The following is a 1095-nucleotide window of genomic DNA, read 5'->3' as shown; positions in this document are numbered from 1 at the left end:
GTTTTAGGGTTTTGATTTTGCGATTGATGCCTTCTAAGGGACCATTAGAGTATTCAAATTTAGCACTATTTAAGACATATTTTCTGTTTTGACGAAGGGTTTGAATAGCGGTGTCCATTTCTGTATTGGTTTTTTGGTAGTCTAAGATGGTTGACTCCAGTAATTCCCTATTGCGCTCGTTTAGAGCTTTCGTGATATCTTGGTAAGTTTGGTATACTTCAGCGAACTTGGAAAATTTACTAGTAATGAGATCAACAGCATTTTGGCGAGTCATATATTGTTTAACGCCGCGAAGAAAAACTGCTTCTTCAGGGTGAAGATCTTCAGCGTTTTTATGGAATAGCTTCCAATGTGACTTCATAATTTTATATTCTCGGCTCTGTTTATTGAGTTGTTTTAGGATAGAGATACGACAATTGTCCAAAGCGCGACCAGCTAATTGTACAAGGTGGAAGCGATCAATAATGATATTGGCATTAGGGAAAAGGCGATAGATAAAGCTTTGATATTGAGCATTTAAATCAATTACAACTGATTGAACGCATTCGCGTTCGGCTTTTGAATAACGACTTTCAAAATAATCAACAATGGTAGATGATAGACGATCCTGTAATTTTGTGACAATTTGGTGGGTTTCAGAGTCACAACAGATAAAGGACATCACAGACTTAGTTGAACGAAACTCGTCAAAACATAGATGTTTAGGCAACTTAGCCACACGATAGTGTGGTTCCATGCGCTCTAAGATTGTTCGACGAACACTGCTAGGAGAGCAGTGACACATTTCAGCAATCAGCTGACCAGATAGTCCTTTACGAGCTAAAAGCATGATTTGATTTTTGAGATCACTGGATAAGGTTTGATTTTCTTTGATTAAATTAGTAATAGCACCAAAAGTAGTATGACATGATTTACATTTATAGCGTTGTTTACGAAGCTCTAGTTCATATCTTCTTCCGTTTAAACTTGCCAGTCGTACATGAGTTTTGCGAAAGCCATCCTTATTAACTGTGGGAAAGCCACAGTTACGACAACGATTAATCGGATAAGAAAGAGTAGCTGTTATTAGCGTTATATACTCTTTAACAGAATCAT

At 37.2% G+C, this 1095-nt stretch carries 1 protein-coding gene; it reads right to left on the bottom strand.

All coding sequences use genetic code 11. The features are described from left to right. Positions 1-1095: ISL3 family transposase (locus LMB57_RS00395; protein ID WP_229278021.1), on the bottom strand; the 1095-nt coding region annotated here is incomplete at both ends.

The sequence above is a fragment of the Limosilactobacillus secundus genome (genome assembly GCF_020784695.1).
Classification (GTDB): domain Bacteria; phylum Bacillota; class Bacilli; order Lactobacillales; family Lactobacillaceae; genus Limosilactobacillus; species Limosilactobacillus reuteri_F.
Note: the sequence above shows the minus strand (reverse complement) of the source record. Positions and strands in the feature narration are given on the sequence as shown.